The organism is Cryobacterium sp. MLB-32 (genome assembly GCF_000738085.1).
In the GTDB taxonomy this organism is placed as follows: domain Bacteria; phylum Actinomycetota; class Actinomycetes; order Actinomycetales; family Microbacteriaceae; genus Cryobacterium.
Genome location: NZ_JPRS01000060.1, coordinates 1 through 16872, shown reverse-complemented (window position 1 = coordinate 16872; position 16872 = coordinate 1). Strand labels below are relative to the sequence as shown.

Here is a 16872-nt window from a genome sequence, read left to right as displayed (position 1 = left end):
GGTTGCGGAAGTGGGCGCACCCAGCAACCTGCGCCAGCCTCCGAAACCTGCGCCGCGACATCCGCAACCTGCGCCACCTTCTCTACCCTGAGCCGCGCCTCCACAGTCTGCGCCGCCCTCCCGAACCTGCGCCCACTCGAGCCCCGCCCGCGCTCAGCGCACCCTGAGGAACCTGGCGCACCCAGAAACATGCGCCACCTTCCGAAACCTGCGCCGCGACATCCGCAACCTGCGCCGGCCTCCGTGAACGGCGCCGAGCGTCACGGGCGCGGGAACCGGAGGGTGACGAGCTGGAAGGGACGCAGCTCCAGCGAGACGGTCGCCCCGTCGACGGAGACCACGGTGGCCGGAACGATGCGACGTTCGAGCAGGTCGGTTTCGTAAGCATCCGCTGCCGCAAAGGAACGGATGACCGTGGCCCGCGCCCGCGACCCGTGCGCCTCGTACACCCTCACGATCACATCTCCGCTGCGGTCTTCGGCCAGTTTCACGGCCTCGACCACGACGGCCGGGTTGTCGACGCGCAGCATCGGCTCGACCGACGTGGACGCGACGCCCTCCACCACGCGCAGCGGAAGGTTGAGGCGGTACCCCTCGGCTACCGCGTCGGGGATGCCCGCGCCCACCCGCAGGGACACGCGCATCGCGTGGGTGCCCTGGTCGGAGGTCGGGTCGGGATAGAGCGGCGCGCGCAGCAGCGACAGCCGAACGGTCGTGCTCGTGCGGCCGAAGGCATCCGTTGCCCGGTCGATGTCGTGCCCATAGGTGGAGTCGTTGGCCACGGCCACACCGTAGCCGGCCTCACCCACGTGCACCCAGCGGTGGGCGCAGGTTTCGAAGCGGGCCGAATCCCAGGAGGTATTCGAGTGCGTGGGACGATACACATGACCGAACTGGATCTCGGACGCCGCGCGGTCGGCGTGCACGTCGAGCGGGAATGCGAGCTTGAGCAGCTTCTGCCGCTCGTGCCAGTCGATCGCGAGATGAACGTCGATGGCGGGCGAACCGGCATCGAGCGTGATCTCTTGCACGATGCGGGAATCGCCGACGGAGCGCGTGACACGCACTCCGACGCGGGCCGGCGTATCGAGAACGACCTCCACCGAGTCGGCCGTCGTGACGTCGACGACGGTGCGGCGGTAGTGCTCGTCGATGTCCCAGGCGTCCCACTGCGTGGGCGTGTCGCGGTGCAGTTGCAGCAGGTTGCCGCGGGCCCCTGCCGGGATGACCTCGCGTTCGGCCACGAGGTCGCGAACCGAGGAGAACAGCCCGTGGGCATCGATGGTCACGGCGACGAGACCGTTCGTGAGCACGATCCCCGCATCATCGCGGGTGACGGATGCGCCGGTGCGGCCCCCGTCGGCCCCGGCCCCGAGAGCAACCACCCCGTCGAGGGCGTAGGGCCCGGCGTTGAGCGCGACGTGCTCCTGTCCGCTGCCACAGAGCACCCGAGCCGAGGCATCGATGAGCGCCCCGAGCGAGTGCGCGACCTCCGCGTAATTGCGTTCGGCCTCGGCATGCACCCACGCGATCGAGGAGCCGGGCAGAATGTCATGGAACTGCTGCAGCAGCACGGTGTGCCAGGCCGTCTCGAGGGCCTCGTAGGGGTAGTCGGCGCCGGTCTGCACGGCGGCCGTGGTCGCCCAGAGTTCGGCCTCCCGCAGCAGATGCTCGCTGCGACGGTTGCCGCGCTTGGTGCGGGCCTGTGAGGTGAAGGTTCCGCGGTGGAATTCGAGGTAAAGCTCCCCCGACCACACCGGCGGGTTCGCATACTCCGCCTCGGCGGTCTCGAAGAACCGGCGCGGAGTGGAGAGCTCGACCGTGGGCGAGCCCTCCAGGCTCGCCGTTCGGCGGGCGGCCGCGATCATCTCGGCCGTCGGGCCGCCGCCGCCGTCGCCCCAGCCGAACGGCACGAGCGAGGTGTTGGCCCGGCCCTTTTCGGCGTAGTTACGCTCGGCACGGGCAAGTTCCTTGCCCGAGAGCTCGGCATTGTAATCGGCGACCGGCGGGAAGTGCGTGAAGATGCGCGTGCCGTCGATGCCCTCCCAGAGGAACGTGTGGTGCGGAAAGGTGTTGGTCTCGCTCCACGAGATCTTCTGGGTGAGAAACCAGCGCGAGCCCGCCGCCGCCACGATCTGCGGCAGCGCCGCCGAGTAGCCGAACGAATCGGGCAGCCAGACCTCGAGTGGTTCGACGCCGAACTCACGCATGAAGAAGGTCTTGCCGGCCACGAATTGCCGCGCGAGGGCCTCTCCGCCGGGCATGTTCGTGTCGGATTCCACCCACATGCCGCCGACCGGAACGAAGGCGCCGCGGGCGACTTCGGCCTTCACCCGCTCGAACAGCTCCGGATACGCCTCTTTCAGCCAGGCGTACTGCTGGGCGGATGACGCGGCGAACGCGAAATCCTCGTCCTCACCCATCAGGGTCAGCACGTTCGAAAACGTGCGCGCCACCTTGCGCACGGTCTCCCGCACCGGCCAGAGCCAGGCGCTGTCGATGTGCGCGTGCCCCACCGCGTGCACCCGGTGCGCGCTCGCGTTCGCCGGGCGGGACAGCACGTGCTCGAGCGCGGCGCGGCCCATTGCCGCAGTTCCGGCCACGTCGTGCGGGTCAACGACATCGACGCAGGATTCGAGGGCGCGCAGGATCTCCCCGCACCGCGCCGATGAGGTCGGCAGCTCGGCGAGCAGTCCGCGCAGGGCAGCGACGTCCTGCACGAGCTCCCACACGGTCTGGTCCTTCAACGCCACGTCGGCTCGGCGCAGCGTGTACAGCGACTCACTCCCGGCGGTGGCGAGGGAACCGAGCACGGTCGGGGCGAAGCTGAAATCGGCCGCGATATTCGGGTTCGAGGCCGCTTCCACGTACAGGTCGACGACCCCCGCGGTCAACGCCACCGCCTGGTTGCGGGCCTCGACGGCCTTCACCACCGTGCCGTCGGGCGCATACACGAGACCCTCCGCCTGAAATCCGGGCACCGAGCCATCGAATCCCAGGTCGACCACGAGCTCGGGACGCAGCAGTTCGGTGGGCTCCCAGCTCTCCGGCACCGTTCCCGTCACCCGGAACCAGGTGGTGCCCCACGGCTTGCCCCAGGTGGCGCCGACCTCGAACGGAGTGAACGCGTGGGCCATCGCATCGGCAAACGAGACCGGCTCGCCGGGCGCGTCCCACCGATCAACGGTGAGCGGATGGCTGCGCCGATACACGGCGGGCTGCAGCCGCTCGGCGACGAAACGGTTGATACGGAGCAGTACGAGCGCGCTGTTGTCGTGCATGCCAGCATCATAGGCCCGGCCACGAGCATAACTCCTGCAGATTGACGCGGCCGAGCGGGCCGACCGCGTGATTCCGGGGCGGAATCGGGGGCGGTCCGGAATCTGCAGGAGTTATGCCCGAGAGGCCCGCCGAGATCGGCCACACACGCGGACACAGACAGACAAAACGGCCCCGCCACGGGAGATGACGGGGCCGTTCAGTGAAGCGGGAGGTTAGTCCTTGAGGTGGTAGCGCACGCTCGCGAGCTCGGCGAGCAGGGCGGCCGGCATCCGGTCACCGAACTTGGCGAAGTACTCCTCTGTGAGGTCGCACTCGGCCAACCAGCTGTTGGTGTCGATGTCGAAGAGCTGCTCGAGGGCTTCCGGCGCGAGGTCGAGGCCGTCGATGTTGAGGCCGTCCTCGGTGGGGAGCAGCCCGATCGGGGTGTCGATCGCGTCGGCGTGGCCTTCGATGCGGCGCACCATCCACTCGAGAACGCGGGAGTTCTCGCCGAATCCGGGCCAGATGAAGCCGCCGTCGGGGCCCTTGCGGAACCAGTTCACCTGGAAGATCGCGGGGGCCTTCGTGCCGAGCGACTTGCCCACCTTGAGCCAGTGGCTCCAGTAGTCGGCCATGTTGTAGCCGCAGAACGGGAGCATCGCGAACGGGTCGCGGCGCAGCTCGCCCACGATGCCGTCGGCGGCGGCGGTCTTCTCGGAGGAGATGGTGGCCCCCATGAACACGCCGTGCTTCCAGCTGCGAGCCTGGGCGACGAGCGGCACGTTGGTGGCGCGACGTCCACCGAAGACGATCGCATCGATCGGTACTCCGCCGGCGGCTTCCCACTCGTCGGCGATCGACGGGCACTGGGCGGCAGCGACGGTGAAGCGGGAGTTCGGGTGGGCGGCGGTGCGTCCGGATGCCGGCGTCCAGTCCTTGCCCTGCCAGTCGATCAGGTGGTCGGGCGCCTTCTCGGTGAGTCCTTCCCACCAGACGTCTCCGTCATCGCGCAGCGCGACGTTCGTGAAGATCGTGTTGCCCCACATGGTGCTGACGGCGGTCGGGTTGGTGAGCTCTCCGGTGCCCGGAGCCACGCCGAAGAAGCCGGCCTCGGGGTTGATCGCCCAGAGACGACCGTCCTCGCCCTGACGCAACCACGCGATGTCGTCGCCGATGGTCTCGACCTTCCAGCCCGGGATGGTCGGCTGAAGCATGGACAGGTTCGTCTTGCCACACGCAGACGGGAACGCCGCGGCCACGTGGAACGTGCCGCCTTCCGGCGAGATCAGCTTGATGAGCAGCATGTGCTCGGCGAGCCAGCCCTGGTCGCGGCCCATGACGGATGCGATACGCAGCGCAAACGACTTCTTGGAGAGCAGCGCATTTCCGCCGTAGCCGGAACCGTAGGACCACACCTCACGGGACTCGGGGAACTGCACGATGTACTTGGTGTCGTTGCAGGGCCATTCCACGTCGGGACGGCTGCGTCCGTCGGCGCCGACGAGCGGGTAGCCGACGCTGTGCACGGTGTGCACCCACGGGTCGCCTGCCTCGATCATCTCGATGATCCGTTCACCCATGCGGGTCATGATGCCCATGTTGAGCACGACGTAGGCGGAGTCGGTGATCTCGACGCCCAGCTGGGAGATGGGGCCGCCGAGCGGGCCCATGGAGAAGGGAACGATGTACATCGTGCGGCCGCGCATGCTGCCGGCGAAGATGTCCTTGAGCTCGCTGCGCATTGCAGCGGGCTCGGCCCAGTTGTTCGTGGGGCCGGCATCGGCTTCGTCTTCGGAGCAGATGAAGGTGCGGCCCTCGACGCGGGCGACGTCCTTCGGGTTGGTGCGGGCGAGAAAGCTGTTGGGACGCCATTCCGGGTTCAAGCGGATGAGCTGGCCCGAGTTCACCAGCTCCTTGGACAGCTCGTTCGCCTCGCGGCTGGATCCGTCACACCACACGATCCGGTCGGGCTTGGTGAGCTCGGCGATCTCGTTGACCCAGGCCTGCAGCACAGGGTCGGTGGTACCGGTGCGCTTCGGGAGAGCGATCGTGCCGGTCTGGACTGATGAGCTTGTCAGGGTCATAGTGTGGCCTTTCCAACCTCGCCTGCGAGCGAAATTGATCGGGGATGAAAGTCGTCGGGAGCGTAATTTTCTCCCGTGACTTCAGAATGCTCCTGTTATTCGCCTCATAACCAGAAATACTGACTTAAAAAACGTGGTTCTTTCGCTATCGTTAAGGAATGTCGCCTCAAGCCTCCGATCTCATCACTCTGGGCCACCGCATCCGTCACTTTCGATCGGAACGCGGGCTCACCCTCGACCAGCTCGGTGAGCGTGTCGGACTCGCCGGCAGCCAACTGTCCCTGATTGAGAACGGGCGGCGGGAACCCAAGCTCTCGGCCCTGCAGGATCTCGCCGCGGCCCTCGGCGTCGAGCTGGCCGAGCTGCTGAGCCGTGAGGCTCCCAACAACCGGGCCGCGCTCGAGATCGAACTCGACCGCGCGCAGAAGAACCCGCTGTACGGGGCGCTCGGCCTGCCTCAGGTGAAGGTCACCAAGGGCACTCCGATGGCCGCGATCGAGTCGCTGCTGGGGTTACACCGCGAGCTCGCCCGCCGGGCCAGCGAGGCGATCGCCACCCCGGAAGAGGCCCGTCGCGCGAATACCGAGCTGCGGGAGCGGATGCGAGAACAGGGCAACTACCTGCCCGACATCGAGGAGCTCGTGGAGGAACGGGTCAAGGCCTCCGGCCACGTCTCGGGAGCCCTCACCCACCGCGAGGTGAGCGTGATGGCCGAGCAGCTGGGCTTCGGCCTCGTGTATGTGAACGACCTGCCGAACTCCACGCGGTCGGTGACCGACCTCGTGAACGGGCGCATCTACCTGCCGCCGGCGTCCATCCCCGGAGGTCACGGGCTGCGCTCGATGGCGCTGCAGGCGATGGGCCACCGACTCCTGGGGCACGAACGGCCCGACAGCTACGCGCAGTTCCTGTGGCAGCGACTGGAGATCAACTATTTCGCGGCGGCGTGTCTGATGCCGCGGGACGCATCCGTTGCCTTTCTCTCCACTGCCAAGGCCGAACGTGAACTCTCCGTGGAGGACTTCCGCGACGCGTTCGGTGTGACGCACGAGGCCGCTGCCCTGCGGCTGACCAACCTCGCCACGTCGCACCTCGACATGCCCGTGCACTTTCTGCGCGTGAACGGCGATGGCGCCCTGCAGAAGGGGTACGAAAACGACGGCCTGCCGTTCCCGAGCGATGTCACCGGCTCGATCGAGGGTCAGTTCGTCTGCAAGCAGTGGTCGTCGCGCAGCGCGTTCACCCACACCAACCGCACCACGGAGTACTACCAGTACACGGACACCCCCGTTGGCACGTTCTGGTCGGCGACGCAAACAGGCCGGACGGATGCCATCGAGTTCTCGATCAGCGTCGGCGTGCCTTTCGCCCAGGCCAAGTGGTTCCGCGGGCGGGAGACCATGCAGCGGGCGGTGTCGCGCTGCCCCGACGAGTCCTGCTGCCGGCGTCCCAATTCGGAGGCCGCCTCGCGGTGGTCCGGACGGGCCTGGCCGAGCGCGCGCCTGCACGCGAATGTGCTCTCGCCGCTGCCGTCCGGCACCTTCCCGGGCGTCGACGACATGGAGGTCTACGAGTTCCTCGAGCGGCACGCCGCCGAGTAGCCCCCGTCCGGTACCGCACGCACGCCCCCACACGCCGTGCGCGCCCGCGATACGGATACCGCCCGCCCGCGCCGCTTTCGGGCGCACCCATCGGAGGGCGCAGGCGGATGCTCAGGGACGCCTCATAGGATATGGGTGTTGGCGCCCACAGTGCTTGCCTCTCTGGCGGGCGGTGCCGACTGACTGAAACACCCTGAACGGAAGTACATGAGCGCCCCCGGCGACGCCCTTGTCCGCCTCTGGCTGCCCTCGGGCGCCCCGACGACAGGGTGGGTGCGCTGATGGAAATCGCTGCCCTGATCGTTGGCATACTGCTCATTTTGGCCTGCGGCGGCTTCGTCGCCGCCGAGTTCGCGCTCATCACCGTGAACCGCAACGACGTGGAAGCGGGCGCCGAAGCCGGCGACAAGCGTTCCATGGGCGCCCTCCGCGCCATGAAAACCATGTCCACGCAGCTGTCCGGCGCGCAGCTCGGCATCACCGTGACCAACCTCGGCATCGGTTTTGTCGCCGAGCCGGCCATTGCCAGCCTCGTGGCCGGCCCCCTCGGTTCCGCCGGGCTCTCCGATGCCGCCGCCAAGACGGTGTCGGTCACCCTCGCGCTGGTGCTCGCCATGGTGCTCACCATGATCTTCGGTGAACTGATCCCCAAGAACCTCGCGATCGCCCGCCCCCTCGAGACCGTGCGCGCCGTGCAGGGCTTCCAGCGCGGGTTCACGACGATCATGGCGTACCCGATCCGCCTGTTCAACGGCACGGCCAACAAGGTCGTCCGCCTGATGGGCTTCGAGCCGCAGGAAGAGCTCGCCTCGGCCCGCTCCCCCGAAGAGCTGCTCGGCCTCGTGCGCCACTCGGCGAACAAGGGTGCCCTCGCCGTCGACACCGCGGAACTCGTGGAACGCTCCTTCGCGTTCGGCGACCGTCGAGCAAACGACGTGATGACCCCTCGTGGCCAAATGCTGAGCCTCGACCCCGACGACACCGTGCATACCCTGCTGATCCAGGCCAAGGCCACGGGTCACTCCCGGTTCCCCATCATCAGCGGCGACGGCGAAGGGACCGTGCGCGGCCTCGTGCATGTTCGCCACGCCCTCGCGGTGCCCTACCTCGACCGCGATACCGTGACCGTGGGCCAGGTGATGGGTCCGGCCACGATCGTGCCCGACACCGTGGAGCTCGACCACCTGATGGACACCCTGCGCAAGGGCGGCCTGCAGATGGCCGTGCTGATCGACGAGTTCGGCGATATCGCCGGCCTCGTCACCCTCGAAGACCTGGTTGAAGAGCTCGTCGGCGAGGTGCGCGACGAGCACGATCCCGAAGAGGCGACCCACGAGATCGACACCGACGGCAGCTGGCACCTCGAAGCGTCACTGCGGCCCGACGAGGCCAGCGAACACCTCGGGGTGATCGTGCCCGAACACGAGGAGTACGACACCCTGGCCGGGCTCGTCACCCTTGAGCTCGGTCGGCTGGCGCAGATCGGGGACGCCGTGGAGATCGACGGAGAGGATGTGCCCGGAGAGCCGGATTCGCGCATCCGCTTCGAGGTCACCGCCATGGACGACCACCGAATCGACCGGGTGCGGGTACGTGTCACCCTCCTCGACCCCGAATCTCAGCCCGAACGAACGGAGAGCCGCTCATGAGCACCACCGCTGGACTACTCCTCACCGTGGGGCTGCTGCTCGTGAACGCGTTTTTCGTGGGCGCCGAGTTCGCGCTCATCTCCGCGCGCCGCACCATCGTGGAGCCCCAGGCCCTCGCCGGCTCACGCGCCGCCAAGATCACCCTCGGCGCCATGGAGAACGTGTCGCTGATGATGGCCGGCGCCCAGCTGGGTATCACGGTCGCCTCGCTCGCCCTCGGTGCGCTCAGCGAACCCGCCATCGCCCACCTGCTGGAGATTCCGTTCGCGGCGCTCGGCGTTCCGGACGCCCTGCTGCACCCGATCGCCTTCGCCATCGCGCTCTCGATCGTGACCTACCTGCACGTGGTTTTCGGCGAGATGGTGCCCAAGAACATCGCGCTCGCCGGCCCCGAGCGCATGGCGATGCTGCTCGCGCCGCCGCTCGTGCTGATCGTGAAGATCCTCTTCCCGCTGCTCTGGGTGATGAACGCCATCGCGAACGCCTTCCTGCGGCTGATGAAGGTGGAACCGAAGAACGAGGTCGCCAGCGTGTTCACGCGCGACGAGGTGGCCGCGCTCGTGGAGGAATCCCGCCACGGAGGCATGCTCGACATCAGCGACTCGAAGCTGCTGCTCGGCGCCCTCACGTTCGAGGAGCGCGACGTGTCGAGCGTGGTCATCCCGCTCACCGGGCTCACCACACTGGCGACGGATGTGACACCCGCGCAGGCGGAAGACGTCGCCATCGGCGGCTTCTCGCGTTTCCCCGTGCGGACCGTCGACGGAACCCTCACCGGTTACGTGCACATCAAGGACCTGCTCGAGATCGAGGCCGAGCGGCGGGACCTCCCGATCGATCCGGCCCTGGTGCGTGCGCTTCCCGAGGTGCGCACGAACCTGCCCCTGCGCCAGGCACTCTCGATCATGCAGCACTCGGGCGCGCACCTCGCCCGGGCGACCGACGAGAACGGCCGCGTCACCGGCATCGTCACGCTCGAAGACGTGCTCGAGGAGCTCGTGGGCCAGATCCGGGACGACAGCCGCAGCCTGAAGCTCGGGTAGGTCCCTGTCGTCACCTCGCGGCCAACCCGCCGGTCCGGCGCACCACACCCGCCGATCGAGGCGCGAGGAACGAGCGATCGAGACCACGCACGACAATCTCCACCGCCACACCGCGTTGGAGGACCAGCCCGCGAGGTCTCGATCGCTCCTCCGTCGCGCCTCGACCAACGACGCGATCGCCGGTCCGGCGCGCCGCACCCGCCGGTCGAGGCGCGCGATCTATCGTGCGGCGGCGGCCGAGACGGTTCGGTTGTGCCAGAAGCGCACCACGAGGTACGGACCGAGCACGACCACGACCAGAATCGCGAACACCCACGGGCCGATCACGTCATCGGCCAGGTTTCCACCCCAGATCATCAGCGCGAGGGCCCCGAAGGTCAACGCCGTGCCCAGGCGCGAGCGGCTGGGCGGATTGCTCATCAGCGGGATGAGCACTCCGGGGTTGGTCTTGGAGGTCAGCCGCACGGCGGCGACCGAGCACACGGCACTCGCCACGATCATGATGAGTCCCACGATGAACATATTTCTCCCTAAAAGACGGATGCTTCGAGCCTAGCCGGGCCACCGGCATCCGGTCTCGGTCAGGGGGCGTCAGGGGCGAACTGGGCGATGGATGCGCCCACCGCCGCGGCAAGCTCGGCCGCGGAAGCGAGCTCGGAGAGCTCGATGGCGGCCGCCCACGCGTCGATGGCCTGCCGGGCGTAGCGCTGCATCGCCGGGGTGCCCTCCCACGTGGCGGGATTGCCGACGAATTCGCCGCGCAGGAACAGTCCGAGCCCGAGCACGCTCATGTCCCAGGCCGGTGCCACGTAGAGGGCGCCCGCGCCGCTGCCCGCCATCGCCAGCGGAACCGTGTGTTCGAAGGTGAACTCCGTTTCATCGGGCCCCTGCGCCCGCAGGCGTATCTCAACGATGCTCGTGTCACCGCCGAAGGTGACGCGCAGCAGGCTCTCGGACTCGCAGGCGAGAACCGTGCCGCCGGCATTGTCCTCGAACTGGAACGCCCCCGTCACCCGCAGGTCGCCGCTGATGGGCAGAAACCAGCGCGCGAGACGGTCGGGATCGGTGAGGGCCCGCCAGACCTCGGCGACCGGGGCCCGATAGGCGTGCACGAGGCGCACCTGGAGGCCGGGTTCGTCGCCGACCGGCGCTTCGACGACCTCGCGCACGGTGGGGTGTGCGGTGATGTCCATCACTTTGCCTGCATCCTGATCGCTCCGTCGAGACGGATGGTTTCGCCGTTGAGCATGGAGTTTTCCACGATGTGCCGCACGAGAGCGGCGTACTCGGCCGGTTCGCCGAGTCGGGACGGATGCGGCACCTGAGCGCCGAGGGAATCCCGCACTGTCTGGGGAAGGCCCTTGAGCATCGGGGTGTCGAAGATGCCCGGCGCGATGGTCATCACCCGGATCAGCGTCTGCGCGAACTCGCGGGCGAGCGGCAGCGCGAGGGCGGCCACCCCGCCTTTCGACGCGGCGTAGGCCGCCTGGCCTATCTGGCCGTCGAAGGCGGCAACGGATGCCGTGTTCACGATCACGCCGCGCTCGGCGGTTCCCTGCCCTCCCGTGCCACCGATCGGCTCGGTGAGCTGCATCGCCGCCGCCGCGAGGCGGATCACGTTGAAGGTTCCCACGAGGTTGATGCGGATGGCGCGTTCGAAGTCTTCGAGCGGCATCGGCCCGTCCCGGCCGACGGTGCGCTTGCCGGGCGCGATGCCGGCGCAGTTCACGACGATGCGCAGCGGGCCAAGGTCGCTCGCCGCATCCACGGCGCCCTGCACGTCGCCTGCCCGGGTCACGTCGCCGGCCGTGAAGCGCACGCGCGGGCCGTGGGCGCTGAGCCTGGCGGCGATCTCCTCGCCCGGGGCGCCCGGAAGGTCGAGGAGCACCACGGCCGCGCCGGCCGCATGCAGGGTGGTGGCGGTGGCCAGGCCGAGGCCGGAGGCCCCGCCGGTGACGAGGGCCGAACATCCGTCGATCTGCATTTAGTGCCTCTCACTCGGTGTCACGGCGGCGCCGCGGGGGAAAGCTGAACCTACCGCGGCCGGCAGAGGCGTGAACGCGGCGACGCCGCGTGGGCTGACCGTAATCACAGGCGCTCGATCACGGTGGCGTTGGCCATGCCGCCGCCCTCGCACATGACCTGCAGGCCGTAGCGGCCCCCGGACGATTCGAGTTCGTTGACCAGGGTGCCAAGCAGCCGCGCGCCCGAGGAACCCAGGGCATGGCCCAGGGCGATGGCCCCACCGCGGGGGTTGAGCTTGTCGGGGTTGGCGTGCAGCTCGTGTTGCCAGACGAGGGGCACGGTGGCGAATGCCTCGTTCACCTCGTAGGCGGCGAAGTCGTCGATGCCCAGGCCCGAGCGCTCGAGGATGCGGCGGGTGGCCGGGATCACACCGGTGAGCATGAGCAGCGGATCGCTGCCGGTCACGGCACAGGAATGGAACCGCGCCCGCGGCGTGAGGCCGAGCTGGGCGGCTCGCTCGGCGCTCATGATCAGGGCAGCGGATGCCCCATCCGTCAACGGCGAGGAGTTGCCGGCGGTGACGTGCCAGCGCAGGTCCGGGAAACGGGCGGCGAGCTCGTCGGTGCGAAACGCCGGCTTCAGGCCGGCCAGCGATTCCATCGTGGTGGCCGCACGGATGGTCTCATCCAGGGTCAGGAACCGTCCGTCGGCTGCGGTCACCCCGACGAGCTCTCCCGCGAAGTCGCCGCGCTGGGCGGCGGCGCTCGCGAGCCGGTGCGAGCGGTCGGCGAAGGCATCCAGTTGCCGGCGCTCGAGGCCCCATTTCAGGTTCATGAGCTCGGCGGACACCCCCTGGTTCACCAGGCCCTGTGGGTAGCGCTCGTGCATGAGGGTGCCGTACGGGTCTTGGCTGGCGACCGAGGACCCCAGCGGTACCCGGCTCATCGACTCGACGCCGCACGCGATGACCACGTCGTAGCTGCCGGCCATCACACCCTGGGCGGCGAACGTCGCCGCCTGCTGGCTGGACCCGCACTGCCGGTCGAGCGTCGTACCCGGCACGGAATCGGGGAAGCCGGCACTCAGCAGCGCGGTGCGCGTCACGTTGTAGCTTTGCTCGCCGACCTGGCTGACGCATCCGCCGATCACGTCGTCGACGAGCGCCGGATCGAGGTCGTTGCGGCTCAGCAACTCGGACAGCACGCCGGCCAGGAGATCGGCCGGATGCACACTGCTCAGGGCGCCACCGGGCTTGCCTCGGCCCGACGGAGTGCGTACGACATCGACGATCACAGCATCATTGCTCATGATCACAGCCTATGCCGCACGTGGCCGTGCGCGAACGTCGCGGCCACGCAGCGGATGTGGCTGCTCACCTCGCGAGAGGCCAACATCCGCCCCTGGCAGTGCTGCCCTGCACGCGAGTTGACAACTTCGGCCCCATGAAATCAGGCAAGGGGCAGAAGTTGGCAGGTCGAAAAGCCCAAGGGGCAGAAGATGGCAGGTCGCACCGCGAGACGCAACATCCGCCCCTGGGAGTGCTGCAGCGCACGCGAGTCGCCAACTCCCGCCCCATGAACTCAGCGCAAGGGGCAGAAGATGGCAGGTCAGAAAGCCCACGGGGCGAGAGATGGCAGGTCGCACCGCGAGACGCCAACATCCGCCCCTGGGAGTGCTGCAGCGCACGCACCTGTTGTCAGACCCGCGATCGCGCGGCGTCCCGACATCCACTGGCCCGGCTGGGCACGACCTGCGGCGAACACGCCGCGACACCCGACAGGCCCTGATGTGACCACGGGATTCGTTCCCAGGGCGCAGAGCGGATGCCCCGGTTACCCGGAGAGCGCCCACATGGCCACGGCGCTGGCCGCCGCCACGTTGAGCGAGTCGATGCCGTGTTTCATCGGGATCTGCACGACGCTGTCGGAGGCGGCGAGCGCCTCGTCGGTGAGGCCCTCACCTTCCGCGCCGAGGAGCAGCGCGAGGCGCTCGTGCTGCTGGCCGTCGAAGTCGCGCAGGCTCACGGCATCCGCGGTGAGGGCCAGGGCCGCCACATGGAAACCGTGCCGGGTGAGCAGCTCGCGGGTCTCGTTCCAGTCGCCGACGCGGGTCCAGGGGACCTGCAGCACGGTGCCCATCGACACCCGGATGGATCGCCGGTAGAACGGGTCGGAGCAGCGCGGCGTCACGAGCACGGCGTCGGCGCCGATGGCCCCGGCCGAGCGGAAGATCGCGCCCACGTTGGTGGGGTCGGACACGTTCTCGAGAATCACGATGCGCCGGGCCGTGGCGAGCAGATCGTCGGGGTCGGGCAGGGCCGGCCGGTGCATCGACGCGATCAGGCCGCGGTGCAGAATGTACCCGGTGAGCTCGGCGAGCATCTCCCCCGGCCCGACGAAGACCGGGATGCGGTCAGCCCAGTCGCCGAGAACGGCCACGGCCTCATCGGCGGTGTTGCCGAGGGCGAGCACGGAGCGCGGCTCATGCCCTGCCCGCAGAGCGCGCTCGAGAACGAGCGCCGATTCGGCGATATACAGGCCGTGTTCGGTGCCGCGCGCCTTCTTCAAGGCCACATCGGTGAGATGCGCGTAGTCGACGAGTCGCGGATCGCTGAGGTCGGCGATCTCGATGACAGGCATCCGCCAAGTCTATCGAGCGCCCTCGCCGGCACGGGCATCGTGGCCAACACAGGACAAACTGTTGGGTAGCGGATGCCGGCCCCCGGAAACACGGGGCGCATCCGCTCCCGAACATCCTGAACTTGCTACGGGGGCCACGGCACAACTCCTGCAGATTCTGAGCCGGCCACCCCGACCCCCGGAATCACGCGGCAGCCCGGCTAAGCCGCCCGGATTTGCAGGAGTTATGCGCGGGGAACGTGCGGTAAGCCCCGAGCCTCAGTCTGGGCCCCCGGTTGTGAGCGGACGCGCCGGCCCGTGGCTCAGGACAACCACGCAGGGGACGGATACCGGCGCCCACGAACACAGGGTGGCCGCGGCATCCGCTGCCGGATGACCTGAACTAGCCCCGCAGGCGCCGGTGCAGCAGCGTCAGGACAGGAACGGGTCCGGCGTCAGCGTGTACTTGGTCGACAGGTACTCGCGGATGCCTTCCAGCCCACCCTCACGGCCGAGTCCCGACTGCTTGACGCCGCCGAACGGCGCGGCCGCGTTGGAGACGACGCCCGTGTTGAGGCCGAGCATGCCGGACTCGAGGCGGTCGATCATGCGCTGGCCACGGGCGAAATCGGCGGTGAACACGTAGCTGATCAGGCCGAAGTCGCTGTCGTTGGCCATGCGCACGGCTTCGTCTTCATCGCTGAAGGGCGTGATGGCCAGCACCGGGCCGAAGATCTCTTCGGCGAGGATGTCGCTGCCCGGTGTGACGCCGCTGATCACGGTGGGGGCGTAGAACGTTCCCGGTCCCTCGACAACGGCACTGCCCGTGTGGAGCGTCGCGCCGCGGCTGATCGCATCCTGCACGAGGGCGTCGGACTTGGCGACGGCCGCCGCGTTGATCAGCGGTCCGATCGTCACGCCGGTCTCCGTGCCGCGACCGACCGTGAAGGCGTTCACGCGCTCGGTCACCCGTCGGGCGAACTCCGCGGCGACGGACTCGTGCACGATGAAGCGGTTCGCCGCCGTGCACGCCTGGCCGATGTTGCGGAACTTGGCGATCATCGCGCCATCAACGGCCTTGTCGAGGTCGGCGTCTTCGAACACGAGGAACGGGGCGTTGCCGCCGAGCTCCATCGAGGTGCGCAGCACGTTCTCGGCCGACTGCCTGATCAGGGCCTTGCCGACTCCGGTGGAGCCGGTGAAGCTGAGCTTGCGCAGGCGGGGGTCGGCGATGATCGGGTCGGAAACGGCACCAGACTCGGAGGTGGTGAGCACGTTCACGACACCGGCCGGCAGCCCTGCTTCGGCGAGCAACGCGACGAAGTGCAGGGTGGTGAGCGGGGTCAGCGCGGCCGGCTTCACGACGACGGTGCAGCCCGCGGCGAGCGCCGGGGCGATCTTGCGGGTGGCCATCGCGAGCGGAAAGTTCCACGGGGTGATCAGGAAGCACGGGCCAACGGGGTGCTGGGACACGATCATGCGACCGGTGCCCTCCGGGTTGGCACCGTAGCGTCCGCTGATGCGCACGGCCTCTTCGCTGAACCAGCGCAGAAACTCGCCGCCGTAGGCGACCTCGCCGCGGGCCTCGGCGAGGGGCTTGCCCATTTCGAGCGTCATCAGCAGGGCGAATTCTTCCTTGCGCTCCTGCAGCAGGTCGAAGGTGCGGCGCAGGATCTCCCCGCGCACCCGGGCTGGCGTGGCGGCCCAGCTGTCCTGGGCAGCGACGGCCGCATCGAGGGCGGCAGCGCCATCCGCTACCGACGCGTCGGCGATGGTCTTGATGACCTGGCCGGTGGCCGGGTCGACCACGGTGAGGGTGCGGCCGGCGGATGCCTCCACCCACTCGCCGTTGATGTACAACCGGTTGGGAACGCGGCCCAGCAACTCTGCTTCGGCGGCATTCAATTCTGTGACCTGTGACACGGTTCCTCCTCGAAAATCCTGTGCGTTAAATGTACCTGCTCGCCCTGACCGCCTTGCCGGGTGTCTCGCGGGATCGACGGAGCGTGAGGACGACAGAGCGCGGTGGGGCTTTCCGGGTGTCGTTCGCGATCTCCGTCGCATTCGAGAACAGCGGCGAGCAGAGCCACCGCGGGGCGTTCTATAATCGAACACGGCGTTCACCGAGGGAACGCACCGGACGAATGCGAGGATCACGCGGTGGCACTTCCCCTGAGTTCGGCCACCACCGCACCGCATTCGCAAACCCTGTCGCGCGGCATCCGGGTACTCGAGATCCTCGCGGACAGCGACGAACCCCTGAGCATCGCCGAGCTCTCGGCCCGTCTGGGCGTGCATCGCTCGATCGCCTACCGAATCCTGCGCACCCTCGAGGACCACGGCCTCGTGATTCGGGATGCCGCGGGCGCGGTGCAACTCGGCCCCCGGATGGCCGCCCTCGCGCGCGGCGTCTCGCGCGATCTGCAGTCCGCGGCGCTGCCCGAACTCACGCTCGCCGCGAATGAGCTCGGCATGACCACGTTCGTGGCGGTGCTCGACGGCAGCGAGGTGGTCACCCTGGTGAGCGTGGAGCCTCGCCACGGCCGCGCGACGGTCGCGCAGCGCCCGGGTACGCGGCATCCGCTTGCCGTCGGGGCCCCCGGAATCGCGATCCAGTCGGGCCTCGGCGCGGCTCAGTGGGCCGCGCTCGG

General features: G+C 68.6%; 12 protein-coding genes. 4 read left to right on the top strand and 8 right to left on the bottom strand.

Translation table 11 applies throughout. The annotated features are described in order from the left end of the window. Positions 1-260 precede the first annotated feature (260 nt). A complete protein-coding gene (locus JF66_RS08315) occupies positions 261-3281 on the bottom strand; it encodes a glycoside hydrolase family 38 C-terminal domain-containing protein (RefSeq protein ID WP_035876954.1) in 3021 nt (1006 codons plus the stop codon). A 213-nt stretch (positions 3282-3494) separates the two neighbouring features. Beyond that, positions 3495-5345 carry a phosphoenolpyruvate carboxykinase (GTP) gene (locus JF66_RS08310; protein ID WP_081882241.1) on the bottom strand — a complete coding sequence of 617 codons (1851 nt, stop codon included), beginning with the start codon at positions 5343-5345 and terminating at the stop codon, positions 3495-3497. 158 nt (positions 5346-5503) lie between these two features. On the opposite strand from JF66_RS08310, the gene JF66_RS08305 reads away from it, so the two are divergent. The 3 genes from JF66_RS08305 to JF66_RS08295 all read left to right on the top strand — a co-directional run bounded on the left by JF66_RS08305 (position 5504) and on the right by JF66_RS08295 (position 9638). Beyond that, positions 5504-6946, top strand: a complete 1443-nt coding sequence (locus JF66_RS08305; protein WP_035876952.1) for a helix-turn-helix transcriptional regulator — start codon at positions 5504-5506, stop codon at positions 6944-6946. Between the two features lie 281 nt (positions 6947-7227). After that, on the top strand, positions 7228-8595 hold the full coding sequence (locus tag JF66_RS08300; protein ID WP_035876951.1) for a hemolysin family protein: 1368 nt from the start codon (positions 7228-7230) through the stop codon (positions 8593-8595). Next, entirely contained in the window at positions 8592-9638 is a 1047-nt protein-coding gene (locus JF66_RS08295; protein WP_035876950.1) for a hemolysin family protein, read from the top strand. Before JF66_RS08300 ends, JF66_RS08295 begins: the two co-directional genes overlap by 4 nt. Positions 9639-9857: 219 nt before the next feature. On the opposite strand, the gene JF66_RS08290 is transcribed toward JF66_RS08295, so the two are convergent. The 6 genes from JF66_RS08290 to JF66_RS08265 form a co-directional block, all read right to left on the bottom strand. Continuing rightward, the gene (locus JF66_RS08290; RefSeq protein ID WP_035876949.1) at positions 9858-10160 is read right to left on the bottom strand and encodes a hypothetical protein; all 303 of its coding nucleotides are present in this window, start codon (positions 10158-10160) and stop codon (positions 9858-9860) included. Positions 10161-10219: 59 nt separating this feature from the next. Beyond that, the gene (locus tag JF66_RS08285) at positions 10220-10831 is read right to left on the bottom strand and encodes an SRPBCC domain-containing protein (protein ID WP_035876947.1); all 612 of its coding nucleotides are present in this window, start codon (positions 10829-10831) and stop codon (positions 10220-10222) included. Continuing rightward, positions 10831-11622: a 3-hydroxyacyl-CoA dehydrogenase gene (locus JF66_RS08280; RefSeq protein ID WP_035876946.1), complete on the bottom strand. Its 792-nt coding sequence runs from the start codon at positions 11620-11622 to the stop codon at positions 10831-10833. Before JF66_RS08280 ends, JF66_RS08285 begins: the two co-directional genes overlap by 1 nt. A gap of 104 nt (positions 11623-11726) precedes the next feature. Further along, a complete protein-coding gene (locus JF66_RS08275; protein WP_035876959.1) occupies positions 11727-12911 on the bottom strand; it encodes a thiolase family protein in 1185 nt (394 codons plus the stop codon). Positions 12912-13435: 524 nt separating this feature from the next. Further along, complete coding sequence (locus tag JF66_RS08270; RefSeq protein ID WP_035876945.1) at positions 13436-14242, bottom strand: RNA methyltransferase; 807 nt, start codon at positions 14240-14242, stop codon at positions 13436-13438. A gap of 411 nt (positions 14243-14653) precedes the next feature. Next, complete coding sequence (locus JF66_RS08265) at positions 14654-16144, bottom strand: NAD-dependent succinate-semialdehyde dehydrogenase (protein WP_369797972.1); 1491 nt, start codon at positions 16142-16144, stop codon at positions 14654-14656. A gap of 249 nt (positions 16145-16393) precedes the next feature. Between JF66_RS08265 and JF66_RS08260 the strand changes: the two genes are divergently transcribed. Further along, on the top strand, positions 16394-16872 hold a 479-nt coding region (locus JF66_RS08260), incomplete at its 3' end, for an IclR family transcriptional regulator (RefSeq protein ID WP_369797973.1).